This is a genomic window from Vibrio sp. AIC-3, assembly GCF_013114515.1.
Lineage (GTDB): Bacteria > Pseudomonadota > Gammaproteobacteria > Enterobacterales > Vibrionaceae > Vibrio > Vibrio crassostreae_C.
The window spans coordinates 21,300-34,682 of the sequence record NZ_VTXG01000028.1 but is presented as its reverse complement, the minus strand read 5'-3'; the positions used below and the strand labels follow the sequence as shown (position 1 = coordinate 34,682).

The 13,383-nt window shown below is 44.4% G+C and carries 10 protein-coding genes and 1 pseudogene; 5 read left to right on the top strand and 6 right to left on the bottom strand.

The genetic code is table 11. The features are described 5' to 3' along the window. Nucleotides 1–76 precede the first annotated feature (76 nt). From zwf to gnd, 3 genes are read left to right on the top strand one after another with little or no spacing between them, the layout of a single operon-like run. Nucleotides 77–1,579 (top strand): glucose-6-phosphate dehydrogenase, encoded by a 1,503-nt coding sequence (zwf, locus tag F0229_RS17245; RefSeq protein WP_017059714.1) that lies wholly within the window; start codon nt 77–79, stop codon nt 1,577–1,579. Next, nucleotides 1,576–2,310 (top strand): 6-phosphogluconolactonase, encoded by a 735-nt coding sequence (gene pgl, locus F0229_RS17240; RefSeq protein WP_171733341.1) that lies wholly within the window; start codon nt 1,576–1,578, stop codon nt 2,308–2,310. The genes zwf and pgl overlap by 4 nt, the downstream gene beginning before the upstream one ends. Before the next feature lie 29 nt (nt 2,311–2,339). Beyond that, nucleotides 2,340–3,788, top strand: a complete 1,449-nt coding sequence (gene gnd, locus F0229_RS17235; protein WP_171733340.1) for a decarboxylating NADP(+)-dependent phosphogluconate dehydrogenase — start codon at nt 2,340–2,342, stop codon at nt 3,786–3,788. A 138-nt stretch (nt 3,789–3,926) separates the two neighbouring features. Here gnd and F0229_RS17230 read toward each other — a convergent pair. Next, nucleotides 3,927–4,133, bottom strand: a pseudogene (locus F0229_RS17230) (metal-dependent phosphohydrolase); the annotation flags it as partial. A 239-nt stretch (nt 4,134–4,372) separates the two neighbouring features. Here F0229_RS17230 and F0229_RS17225 point away from each other — a divergent pair. Next, complete coding sequence (locus F0229_RS17225; protein WP_010438513.1) at nt 4,373–4,786, top strand: VF530 family DNA-binding protein; 414 nt, start codon at nt 4,373–4,375, stop codon at nt 4,784–4,786. A 133-nt stretch (nt 4,787–4,919) separates the two neighbouring features. On the opposite strand, the gene F0229_RS17220 is transcribed toward F0229_RS17225, so the two are convergent. The 5 genes from F0229_RS17220 to F0229_RS17200 all read right to left on the bottom strand — a co-directional run bounded on the left by F0229_RS17220 (nt 4,920) and on the right by F0229_RS17200 (nt 9,537). Beyond that, nucleotides 4,920–5,111, bottom strand: a complete 192-nt coding sequence (locus F0229_RS17220; protein ID WP_017066914.1) for a hypothetical protein — start codon at nt 5,109–5,111, stop codon at nt 4,920–4,922. A gap of 226 nt (nt 5,112–5,337) precedes the next feature. Then, on the bottom strand, nt 5,338–6,096 hold the full coding sequence (locus F0229_RS17215) for a sulfite exporter TauE/SafE family protein (RefSeq protein WP_102333369.1): 759 nt from the start codon (nt 6,094–6,096) through the stop codon (nt 5,338–5,340). Between the two features lie 192 nt (nt 6,097–6,288). Beyond that, complete coding sequence (locus F0229_RS17210; RefSeq protein WP_012603793.1) at nt 6,289–7,809, bottom strand: tripartite tricarboxylate transporter permease; 1,521 nt, start codon at nt 7,807–7,809, stop codon at nt 6,289–6,291. A 10-nt stretch (nt 7,810–7,819) separates the two neighbouring features. After that, nucleotides 7,820–8,320 carry a tripartite tricarboxylate transporter TctB family protein gene (locus tag F0229_RS17205; RefSeq protein ID WP_004733594.1) on the bottom strand — a complete coding sequence of 167 codons (501 nt, stop codon included), beginning with the start codon at nt 8,318–8,320 and terminating at the stop codon, nt 7,820–7,822. 245 nt (nt 8,321–8,565) lie between these two features. Beyond that, complete coding sequence (locus F0229_RS17200) at nt 8,566–9,537, bottom strand: tripartite tricarboxylate transporter substrate binding protein (protein ID WP_017062289.1); 972 nt, start codon at nt 9,535–9,537, stop codon at nt 8,566–8,568. 499 nt (nt 9,538–10,036) lie between these two features. Between F0229_RS17200 and F0229_RS17195 the strand changes: the two genes are divergently transcribed. Beyond that, entirely contained in the window at nt 10,037–13,210 is a 3,174-nt protein-coding gene (locus F0229_RS17195) for an HD domain-containing phosphohydrolase (protein WP_171733339.1), read from the top strand. Nucleotides 13,211–13,383 lie beyond the last annotated feature (173 nt).

The window sequence follows — 13,383 nt, the reverse complement described above, 5'->3', positions numbered from 1 at the left end:
AAGACCTATTATCTATTTTCGTATGTCGCTGATACCTTTGGCGAATACTAAAAACCTTGTTTTTATAGGAAAGATGATGGTAATACCTGAAAACAGCAGCATCGTTATTTTTGGTGCGTCGGGAGATCTAACTTACCGCAAGTTAATTCCTGCTCTATACCACCTGTATGCTAGCAATCAACTACCAGAATCCTTTGCGATTCTTGGAGTGAGCCGTACTGAGTACAGCGATGAGTCTTACCGTGAGAAGCTGAAGAAGTCTCTTCAGGAAATGGAAAAAACTGAACCAGAGACGCTGAATGCATTTATTGAACATCTGCATTACCAAGCGATCAATACTTCAGATGTAGACGACTATGCTCGTTTAGCACAACGTCTAGACAAGCTTGAGCAAGACTACCAATTCGAAAACCATAACACATTGTTCTACTTGGCAACCCCGCCAAGCCTATACGGTGTGATTCCAGCAAACCTTGCTGCGCATGGCCTTAACGATGAATCGAACGGCTGGCGTCGTCTGATCATCGAAAAACCATTTGGTTACGACTTAGCATCAGCTCAAGCGTTGGATGAAGAGATCCATCATCACTTCCAAGAACACCAGATCTACCGTATCGACCATTACCTTGGTAAAGAGACGGTTCAAAACCTTCTAGTGCTTCGTTTCTCAAACGCGATGTTTGAACCACTGTGGAACCGTAACTTCATTGAATACGTTGAAATCACAGGTGCTGAGTTCCTTGGCGTTGAAGAGCGTGGCGGATACTACGACGGTTCTGGCGCAGTTCGCGACATGTTCCAAAACCACCTGCTGCAAGTGCTAGCGATGGTAGGTATGGAGCCGCCTGCACAAATTAACGCTGATTCTATTCGTGATGAAGTGGTTAAAGTGCTTCAGTGTCTGAAACCATTAGAAGAAGATGATCTGCGTAAAGACTTAGTATTAGGTCAGTACACAGCATCAGATGTTCGTGGTCAGCACTTACTAGGTTACCGTGAAGAGCATGGTGTAGCGGATGATTCTCGTACCGAGACTTACATCGGCTTGAAAGCTCACATCAATAACTGGCGTTGGAATGGTGTTCCTTTCTACGTACGTACGGGTAAACGCTTACCAACACGTGTGACTGAAATTGTGATTCACTTTAAGAACACACCACACCCAGTGTTTGGTCAAGATGCACCAGAGAACAAACTGATTATCCGTATCCAACCGGATGAAGGTATTCAGATGAGCTTTGGTTTGAAAGAGCCAGGTGCAGGTTTCAAAGCAAAAGAAGTGAAAATGAACTTCTCTTACTCTGATCTGCCTGAGACTCAGATGCTAACGGCTTATGAGCGTCTTCTTCTTGACGCACTGAACGGTGATGCGACTCTGTTTGCACGTACCGATGCAGTAGAAGCATGTTGGAAGTACGTTCAACCGATCTTAGATTTCAAGCAAGACCCTCAAGCACTGTTTGGCTATGCTTGTGGTACTTGGGGCCCACAAGAAGCCGATGAGCTTCTGCAGCGTGATGGCCGCGCATGGCGTTTCCCATGTAAAAACTTAACAGATACGGATTACTGCGAACTATGATCAATCACAAGATCTTTGCAACGCCTGAATTAGTCGTTGAAAACCTAGCAAACGAAATGAAAGCTTACAGCGAGCAGGGCAAGCCTGTTCACATTTCATTGTCGGGTGGCAGCACGCCAAAAATGCTTTTCAAGCTTTTAGCTCAAGCGCCATACGCAGAAGGCATTCAATGGAATAACCTTCATTTCTGGTGGGGCGACGAACGTTGCGTTGCACCTGATGATGCTGAAAGCAATTTCGGTGAAGCAAACGCACTCTTATTTTCAAAACTAAAAGAGTTTACTCAAGTAAACCTTCCTGCTGAAAACATCCACCGCATCCGTGGTGAAGATGAACCAAAAGCAGAAGCAGAGCGTTTCGCAAAAGAGATGGCAGACGTAATCCCAACAGAAAACGGCACGCCTGTATTCGATTGGATTCTGCTTGGTGTTGGCGCAGACGGCCACACAGCTTCACTATTCCCAGGTGCAACCAACTACCAAGATGAGAACCTGTCTGTACTGGCTTCTCACCCTGAGTCTGGTCAAATCCGTGTTTCTAAAACCGCAAAAGTTTTAGAAGCAGCAAAACGAATCAGCTACCTAGTACTGGGTGCAGGTAAAGTTGAGATCGTTAAAGAAATTCATACTACTCCTGCTTCAGAGTTGCCTTACCCGGCAGCGAAAATCCAGTCTAAAACTGGCGAGACAGAGTGGTTCCTAGATTCAAATGCAGCAAGTGCTATCGCATAAGTGCGAATAGCCGCAAGGAGATATAAATAATGAAAGGTGATATCGGTGTAATTGGCCTAGCAGTAATGGGTCAGAACCTTATCCTAAACATGAACGACCACGGCTTCAAAGTTGTGGCTCACAATCGTACTGCTGCGAAAGTAGACGAGTTCCTAGAAGGCCCAGCTAAAGGTACTAACATTGTTGGTGCTTACTCTCTAGAAGAGCTAGTTGAGAAGCTAGAAGCGCCACGTAAAGTGATGCTTATGGTTCGTGCTGGTGACGTTGTAGACACGTTCATCGAAAATCTAATCCCACTTCTAGACGAAGGCGACATCATCATTGATGGTGGTAACACTAACTACCCAGACACTAACCGTCGAGTAGCGCATTGTCGTGAGAAAGGCATCCACTTCATCGGTACTGGTGTATCTGGTGGTGAAGAAGGTGCTCGTTTCGGTCCTTCAATCATGCCAGGTGGTGCGGCTGAAGCTTGGGAAGCGGTTAAGCCAATCTTCCAAGGTATCTCGGCAAAAACTGACGCTGGTGAGCCTTGCTGTGACTGGGTTGGTAACGACGGTGCTGGTCACTTCGTTAAGATGGTACACAACGGCATCGAATATGGTGACATGCAGCTTATCACTGAAGCATACCAGTTCATGAAAGATGGCCTAGGTATGTCTGCTGACGAGATGCAAGCAGTATTCGCTGACTGGAACAAGACTGAGCTAGACAGCTACCTAGTTGAAATCACTGCTGACATCCTTGGCTACAAAGATGAAGACGGTGAAGCGCTAGTTGAGAAGATCCTAGACACTGCAGGCCAAAAAGGTACGGGTAAGTGGACTGGTATCAACGCACTAGACCTAGGTATCCCACTAACACTGATCTCTGAGTCTGTATTCTCTCGTTGCCTGTCTGCTCTTAAAGACCAACGTGTTGAAGCTGAAGCTTTGTTTGAGAAGACAATCACTCCAGTTGAAGGCGACAAGCAAGAGTGGGTTGATGCACTACGTCAAGCTCTACTGGCTTCTAAGATCATCTCTTACGCTCAAGGTTTCATGCTAATGCGTGAAGCGTCGAACGAAAACGTCTGGGACCTAAACTACGGTAACGTAGCGCTAATGTGGCGTGGTGGTTGTATCATCCGTTCTGCATTCCTAGGCAACATACGTGATGCGTACGAAGCAAACCCAGACATCGCGTTCCTAGGTTCTGACGAGTACTTCAAAAACATCCTACAAGGCAGCCTAGTGGCATGGCGTAAAGTAGCAGCGAAATCTCTAGAGTCTGGTATCCCAATGCCATGTACGATTTCTGCGCTATCTTTCCTAGACGGTTACACAACTGCACGTCTACCAGCGAACCTGCTTCAAGCTCAACGTGACTACTTCGGTGCTCACACTTACGAGCGTACTGACCGTCCACGTGGTGAATTCTTCCACACAAACTGGACTGGTACAGGCGGCGATACTGCTTCTACAACTTACGACGTATAATCGTTAGTTAGAATCAGTAGAGAACAAATTTGTTCTTTCAGCTGCAAACTAGAAAACAAAAGGATGTCTCAGTGGCATCCTTTTTTGTTGGTTTGCGTATTTTTAGATGGTCACTTCAAACACACAACTAATTATCGCTTAGGCGGTCATGATATGTGGTTGTACATCGTCGTTGTATTGATCTCGAATGGCCATAAAGCTGTCTAGGTTTTGTTTAGGCGCTTCAACCCACTCTGGGTCAAACATTGAACCAGTGTTTGCTTCTATATAGGCCATCACCTCATTCAGTGACCAAGCGTGTTTATAGGCTCTTTTACTCATTAACGCATCGAATACGTCTGCCAGTTAATAGCGTATGCGCTATTGCTTAACTAAAGTGCTGTTAATGATGATCTGGACGTTAAATAACCATTTTAAAATTAAATGAAAAGATAAATAGGATAACGCACATGCTTTATGCCATCATAAAGACATAAACAAGGGCAATGGAAATAATGCCCAAGTGATTGAGCTAGAAATGGTCAGTGATGACGGTGTTCTAGAGTAAATTCAAGGCCTTTAGTTGCCTTGAAAAAGGTAATGTTATGACTGAAGAAGAAAGAATCGAACTGCAACAAAATAACCCGCTACACGGCTTAAAGCTTGAAACCATGATCACTGAATTAGTGGATCATTATGGTTGGGAAATTTTAGATGCGGCAATGCGTATGAACTGCTTTAACACTAAGCCTACAGTGGCAAGCGCAGTTAAATACCTGAAGAAAACCGAATGGGCTCGTGAGAAGGTTGAAAACTTCTACCTTTACCGTTTCAAGCGCATGCCTAAAGCATCGGACATCGAATACCAGATGCCTCCGCGTTCACGTACATTCCGCCATGGACTAGAGCCTCGTGAGCCGATGGAACTAACGGTTGAGTCTATCCATGCCTCTCAAGCTAAAGCTGCGTCTGCATTTAAAGAGCGCCGTGGCGGTAACGGTCGTAATTTCCGTCGTTAACAAGAAGACGTCGCTAGAAAGAACCGTCGCTAAATAAGGCGTCGGCGATTAGCACGGCTAATTAGATAAGCGAAAAACACAAAAGGAGCCTATGAGCTCCTTTTTTAATTCGTTCGATTTAAACCGTAAATGGCTAAGCTTCGCGGTTCTTTCTTTGATTCTTCCAAAGATCGGTGACATAAACGATTGCACTGATAAGTAAGAATAGCGCTGACACAGAAAACAGAGCGGGCATTTTTAAGATCCACGCGAATGTGGCAGCAAGAAAAGCGACAAAGCAAATGAGTCGACTTGATGACATGACATGACCGAGTTTAATGTTCATAACGCCTCCTAATGAAGTCTCACTTTCGACAGGAGAAGTATCCCACCCTTGGAAAAATAAAGGCTAAAAAACAGTCTAAATTGTTATCAAATTTGCTAATTGAAGGACTCGTCTCACACATTTTGGCTTGGCTATTTTATAAGTAATAAAATAGCCAAATCGGTATGAGCAGGGTGGAGTCTTTTGGCTTTATCTTTTCAGTTGCAAGTCTTATTAAACCGAACGTCTAATTAGCATAGAAAAAGTAAGCGGTGATCAAAAAGCTCGCGATGATCACTGTGGTTCGAACATAGTGTTGAGGGATGCGGCGAGAGATTTTTGCTGAATAATAACCACCAACCAATGTACCCAATAATACAGCCATGCCAGACGGCCAATCAATCGAACCATTGACGATAAAAAATACGATCGCTGCGAGGGAAGCACACGCGGACACGAGCAGTTTGATGCCATTCATCACGTTGATGTTGGTGTAACCAGCCAGCGCCAAGTAGCTCAATGTCACAATGCCTAAGCCTGCATTAAAATAACCACCATAAACACACACGATCAAAAGCAATACAGCGGAAAAGAACGCCCCTGCGCTGGTGGCGTGCTTATGTTTAGCGGTTACTTTCTTTAGCCATTTGTTGAGAGTGCCACCAAAGGTAAAAAGCAGAGCGGCGAACAGTAATAACCAAGGTACGGATTGGGTAAATAGCGCTTCTGGCGTGTGTAGTAGTAAAAATGCACCAATGCCGCCGCCAATTACGCATAGCCCAACAACGAGCTTGAGTTGTTTGGTACCAGATTGAATTTCGTGGCGCAGTGCGTAAGCACCACTGATGTAACCAGCGCATGAAGCAAAGGTGTTGGTCGCGTTGGCTGCTATTGGTGGAACGCCAGCAAATAACAAAGCAGGGAAAGTGATGAAGCTGCCGCCACCCGCAATGGAGTTAAGCACACCGCCAACCACCCCTGATAAGAATAGAATCAACCAATCCATAGTTTTAGAATCCAATACGTTAACTAACTGGTTACCTTACTTGAATTTGTTATGAATATCAGCGCCATGTGTGTTGTAAAGATAGGTTTGTGAGTTTGCTACCATCTTTAACCGCTGGTTTTAATTGAGGCTTTAAATGAAAAAAGGAGCCAATGGCTCCTTTCGTTGAGGTTTAGTTGATTCGATAAAGCTTTACACTTCTACTGGCTTCGCTCTAAAACTCTTAAATAGTTTCACTAGAATCGGGCTAGACAGCACCAATACTGCCAGAATAGTGAAGGTCATCGTAATAGGGCGTTCCCATAAGAAGTTCAACTCACCATCGCTGATCATCAATGCTCGTCTTAAGTTCTCTTCCATCAAGCCGCCCAATATGAAGCCTAACAGTAATGGTGCCAATGGGAAGTTGGCTAGCCTTAATGCTATCGCAGCCATCGCTACCAGTAGCATCACAAATACGTCCATCGTGTTGAATGACACCAAGTACACGCCAGTGATTGAGAAGAAGATAATCATTGGCAGTAGAACCGTTCTAGGTACCGCTAGCAGTTTAGAGATATATGGGATCAACGGTAGGTTTAAGATAACCAGCACGATGTTGCCAAAGTACATCGAGATAATCACCGACCAAAATACGTCTGGGTGTTCAACGAACAAGCGAGGACCAGGCTGAATACCGTAGGCAATCAATGCACCAAGCATAATCGCAGTTGTACCAGAGCCCGGAATACCCAGCGTTAGTAGCGGAACGAATGAACCACTTGAAGCGGCGTTGTTTGCTGATTCAGGAGCAACAAGACCACGGATACTGCCTTTACCGAACTCTTTCTGCTTGTCTTTTGGCGCGAGGCTACGCTCCATACCGTAGCTTAGGAATGCCGCAATAGTGGCACCTGCGCCCGGTAGAACACCGGTAAAGAAACCGAGAATAGAAGATCGAATTGAAACTGGTGCCACTTCTTTGAACTCTTCTTTGGTGACCTTCATGCTACCAATATCCGACATCTTTTGGCTTTCTTCCGCGCTGGTGTCTTGCTCTGGTTTTAGAATACCCATCAAGGTTTCACCCAGTGCGAATGTTGCCATCGCTAATAATAGGAAGCTAAAGCCATCCATCAGATCCGTAAGGCCAAAAGTGAACCGTTCAACGCCAACACCTTTGTCGATACCTACAGTTGATAGCATCAAACCAAGAATAGTCATCATCCACGCTTTGATTACCTGACCTGGGCCTGCAAACGCCGCTACAGCGGACAAACCTAATAGCATCAACGCAAAGTAGTCTGAAGACTGGAAGCTCAGTGACACGCTTGCTAGAGCCGGTGCGGCAATCAAAAGCATGATTGCTGAAAGCGTACCGCCTGTGAAAGAAGAGTAAGCCGCGAGAGCAAGTGCTTTACCTGCTTGGCCTTTTTGAGCCATCGGGTAGCCGTCAAACGCGGTTACTACCGTTGAAGAACAACCCGGAGCATTGATTAAGATGGATGACGTCGAGCCACCAAATACAGCGCCGTAGTACACACCAGCCATCAAGATTAGGCCAGAAGAAGGATCTAGGCCGTATGTAATCGGGATCATCAACGCGATTGCTGAAATTGGACCGAGTCCCGGTAGCATTCCAATAAAGGTACCAACAAAACAGCCAACAATTACCATCATGATGTTCATTGGCATCACGGCGGTAGAAAGTCCTTGTAAAATTCCGTCTAACATAATGTTATCCCTACCAAAGAGTGAAGATTAAACCAGGCTCTAGGTAGATATCTAAGCCTTGAGTTAATAAAAGAAAGAACGCGATAACGAAAGGAAACGACGCGCCAAATAAGACAGCTTTGCGGCGCTCACCCAGTAGGTAAAAGCCTGCAAGTAAGAAGAAGCTGGTTGCTAAAACAAAGCCAAGATAAGTCAGTCCAACACCGTACAGAGCCATTAACACCAAGAAGCCAATAAGCAGTTTCCAGTTCAGCGGCGTAGTGTCGCATGTAACTTTTTTATCCGGCTGTCCGGTTATAAGCAGGATCAACGAAAGGCCAATGCCGATAAACGTTAGCAGGATAGGTAAGGTTCTTGCTGTGAAGGGTTCGTACTCGTCACCGGGGAACAAAGGAATCAGCGTGGTTTGGTAGCCATAGCATAAACATGCAAGCATAAAGAGCATGGCTCCGATGCGATCCTTCGAAAGCAAAGATTCCTTACTCAGAAATTTGGTTGGTAAGTCCGACATATCCAACTCCATTTGGGGTGGTATAAAAAGTAAAAAAGCCGTACATGAGCGAGTCAATGAAATGTCTGGGATCACTAACCAAAGGTAAGCGAATTACGGTACTGGTTTATCAGCCACTTGCGTTTACAACGAATCGGCAAGCGTTAGTAATACGTCTACGAATAAACAAAGGAGTTTGAAGTTAACTCATGCACGGCGAAACAAGGAAAGAGTAAGAGGGCACATAGGCCCTCTATGGTTGTTGGTTATTTCAAGAAACCAAGCTCTCGCATTAGGTCGCCCATCTGTTTTTCTTGATCTTCTAGGAAGGCGTAAAAATCTTTGTCAGCTTTGTAGTTGTCGATCCAACCGTTACGGTCACGAACCACTTGCCACTCATCGGTTTTGTACATTTTGCCAAGCGCTACATTCCACTCGTCGATTTTTGCTTGGCTTGTACCCGGTGCCGCAAAGAAACCACGCCAGTTAGCAAATACTGTCTCGTTGCCGTATTCAGTCAGTGTTGGGATGTTAGGCGCAGCGTCAAGACGCTTTGGAGCCGTCACAGCAAGCACTTTTACTTGGCCAGACTTAGACATCTCTAGTACTTCACCAAGGCCCGTTGAAAGCAGCTGTGTTTCGCCAGAAAGCAGTGCCGCCATCGCTTTACCGCCAGCATCGTAGGCAATGTAACGTACTTTCTTCGCATCAAAACCTTCGCCTTTGAACGCTGCCGCTACTACAAGGTGGTCCATGCTGCCACGAGCTGAACCGCCAGCAATCTTCACTTTACGTGGGTTGGTTTCGAACTCTTTAACGACGTCTTCCCAAGTGTCGTACTTAGAATCCGCAGGAGCGACGATTGCGCCGTAATCGGCAATAGTTGCTGCTACCGGAGTTAGGTCACGGAAAGATTGAGGGAAGATACCTGTTAGTGAACGAACAACGATAGGCGTTGAGTTCACCATTAGCGTGTCTTCTTGGCGTTGTGCTGTTTCGATTAGGTGAGCAATCGCTTTACCGCCACCGCCACCAGACAGGTTTTGGAAAGAGACATTTTCTACGATGTCTGATTTCACCAATACATCACCCGTACCACGAGCTGTCATATCCCAACCACCACCAGCGCCGCCAGGGATTAGGAAGTGGATTTTTTCTACGTCAGCAGCAAAAGTGTTGAAAGAAAAGGTTGCTGCGATGATAGAAGCCGCAAGAGTAGGTTTCAGTGCCTTGAACATGGTTCACGTTCCTTATGTAGGGGATCTCTTCAATGGAGAGAAACTTATGTTTTATTTCCAGCTACTAAACAGATGAGTAGGATATTGCTTAGCAGATGAAGCTAAAGTTAACGGTGTGTTAATGAAATGTCTGTAATGCGGCGATATTGAGAATAAAGAACATTGGATTAATATTGTTCATAAAGTTCACGGTAACGTGTTTTTGTCCATTTACTGTTGAATGATATCTGGATTCTAAAATCGTAGTTATTGTCTCAGAATGATTGAATTCATTGACAAAGTTTGGATTTAACTAGCGTTTTCTACTCGAGTGCATTGGTTGTTGGTCTATATTGTTAGATGTGACTACGATAACTATTTCTGCAAAAGAGTCAGGTGTATAGAGGTGTTAGATTTTAGATGTGGAATAATGAGTTACTATAGTTGATATGCAACTTAAGCGGTATTGATTGCGCTAGGCTGTTAACTTTGGAGTTGGCGATTATTCAAGGATGAAATAATGGCATTAAAAAAAATTTCGTTACGCTTTACCGTTGGAACAATGTTCATACTCGCGACTGTGCTAACGGCTGTGGTTGCGGTCTCTCTTCAATACTACTTCAGTAAAAAAATGGCGACGGAGAATACTCTGTCAAAGTTGACGATGGTATCTCATGACCTGAGTGATTATATCGGCGCGATTGACTCTGACGCAGCCAACACCGCGCGTTTACTTGCTACAGTGAAACGATCTATCAGTAACAAAATATCGAAAGAAGAGTCGCGTAGTATTCTTTCTGAAGCCATTAAAGATAACCCTCTCTTTTATAGTATTTACATTGGCTCATCCGATGAAAATTTCTTCCAAATTATTAACCTAGAATCTGCCCCTGTCGTTAGAGAAAAAATAGGAGCACAACAAACGGATCGTTGGGTTGTGGTTGAGATTCAAAATATAGGGCAGGAGCGAGTCCGGACAACGAAATACTTTGACCAAGAGTTTTCCCTCAGAAGCTCAACTACGGAGCAGAGCAACTACTTTCCAACGACCAGGCCTTGGTATGTTGCTGCCAATGTTCTGTCGGTCGAAAAAACTCAGCCATATCTTTTTCAGCATTTACAAATTACCGGACAAACTTATTCTTTAGCGTTTGAGTCGAAAATCGAATCTGAAATTCAACATGTGATTGGTATTGATATTGTGCTGTCTTCTTTGGCTAACAAATTATCAGGTACGGCGCTTGGATTAGCAGAAGATAGTAAGGTTGAGTCTTTCTTATATTCGAAATCGGGTAACATTATTGCGTCTAACCTCAAGGTTAATAATCAGGAATCGGAGTTTGATGTATCAAAACTGATGCTATCATCTGAGCAAAAAGCCTTGGTTAATGATACTCCTCCGCTTTTAGTGTCTAATCAAAATGATTGGGGGCCGATGGACTTTTCAGTGGCGGGAAGACCAGACGGCTATGCGATAGACCTTCTCAAAATGATTGGTGGTATGACTGGGATCAGGTTTGAATTTGTGAATGGTTTTTCTTGGGGAGAGCTTGTTAATAAGTTTCAAGAAGGAACTATAGATGGGCTGCAATCGGTGCAAAATTATAAAAATAATGGCATAAGCGGCCTCTACACCACTCCAATCTATGATTTACCGTTTGCTATCGTGACCAGAGAAGACGCGAAGATTATTACTAATTATGCCGAGCTTGAGGATAAAAAAGTGGCCATTTTATCTGGGTGGTCAATTATTCCTAAGCTAAGGGAAGACTTTCCGAATATTGATTTAGTTGAGTTTGAAAACCTAGAGTCCGCATTTGATTCAATTGAAAGCGGAGAGTACTTTGCATTCTTAGACGCTGAACCCGTACTCTCGTTTGCATTAGATAGGTTTTTCCAACCAGGCCTTGTTGTAAATGGGGCTCTAGAAGATCTAAAACAGAACTACTCAAATCAATTCCATTTGGTGTTGCAGAGCAAGCATAAGCAATTGCTTCCAATTATTGACAAAGCTATCGGCAGGTTAAGTGATGAACAACTTGATACCTTAGCGAAAAAGTGGCTCCATGATACCGGCTTTAATACGAATACGACGGTTCCTTATATTGAACTTTATGATTTGACTAAGGAAGCAACGGTTGAAGGCAGTATGGTAAGGGTAGAGTTGAATGGCGAGATCAAGCATCTCTATTTAAAGAAAATAGACACGGGCGAACACTACTCTGAATATTTTGCGGTATTGATTCCCGAATCTGAAATCTTTAGTACAGTCAATAAACGTCTAGCAACCTCTGTTGGTATAACGATGTTACTGATGAGTTTGACGTTGCCTATTGCTTGGGGTTTTGGTGCACCGATAGTGCGTCCTATTCGTCAATTAGAGGAGGAGACTCATAAGATCAAGATGCGTGATTATGATAGTGTCGAGCTTGTTGACACTCGAATCAAAGAAGTATGGGAGCTGTCTGTGGCAGTGAAAGGCATGGCGGCAGAGATTAAGCAGCATGAACAGACACAAGAGGCGTTTGTGGAGTCGTTTATCAAGCTTATCGCCCAAGCTATCGATGATAAATCTGCTTATACGGCAGGGCACTGTAATCGTGTACCAAAACTCGGCTTGATGTTGGCTGATGCAGTTGAGAAATCACAGTCCGATCATTTCAAAGATTTTGAGTTTAAAAATGATGATGAACGTCGTGAATTCAGAATTGCGGCTTGGCTTCACGATTGTGGCAAGATCACGATACCCGAACACATCGTCGATAAAGGTACGAAGCTAGAAGCGAACTACAACCGAATTCACGAGGTGAGAACTCGATTTGAAGTACTTTGGCGTGATGCGGAAATCACCGCTTTGAGAAAGCAACTTGAAGGTACGCTATCAACGCAGCAAATTGCAGATGAGTTTGCGACAACCAAACAACAGCTACAAGATGACTTTGCCTTTATCGCTACGTCGAACGTTGGTGGTGAGTTCATGAGTGATGACAAAGTCACTCGTATTCGCTCGATAGCTGAGACGACCTGGACGCGTCACTTTGATGATCAACTCGGTCTATCACCGATAGAGGCAATGAATCGAGAGCCGAGTTCAAGTTTACCAGCCACAGAACCACTTTTGAGTGATAAGCCAGAGCACATAGTGAAAAGAGATAGGCCGTTAGAATTTGACCCGAAACATCAAATTAAAATGGATGTGCCTGAGCACTTATACAACCTAGGCGAAGTCTACAATCTGAGTATTGCACGCGGTACATTGACTGCTGAAGATAGATTTAAGATAAACGAGCACATGCTTGGCACGATTAAGATGCTTGAGAACCTGCCATTCCCGAAAGAGCTAAGTCGTGTTCCTCGCTACGCTTCAACTCACCATGAAACACTTAAAGGTACAGGGTATCCAAGGAAGCTGACTGGTGATGACCTCTCAATCCCAGAACGTATTCTGGTGATCTCTGATATTTTTGAGGCATTAACCGCTGCAGATAGGCCTTATAAGAAGGCTAAGCCAATCAGTGTTGCTGTCGACATCATGTATAAAATGGCATTGGACGAGCATCTCGATATCGAACTGTTTAGATTGTTCTTAACCAGCGGCACTCACCTGCGTTATGCAGAAGAGTATCTGAAGCCGGAACAAATTGATTTCGTTGATATCAGCAAATACCTAGATGTTACTCGTCAGATTGCTTGAGTAAAGGTGGCTTGTTAGAACGGGGTCTATGAATGAAAGGCGCACATGAGTGCGCCTTTTTATATCTGTTTATCGGTGAACAGGTAGATCGACTCAAAGTGCTCTGCGTTTGTCAAGTCTGTCTATAAGTTGTCGACACATTGGTTTCGAGTGATTTCAGGGTAGGGAAGGGT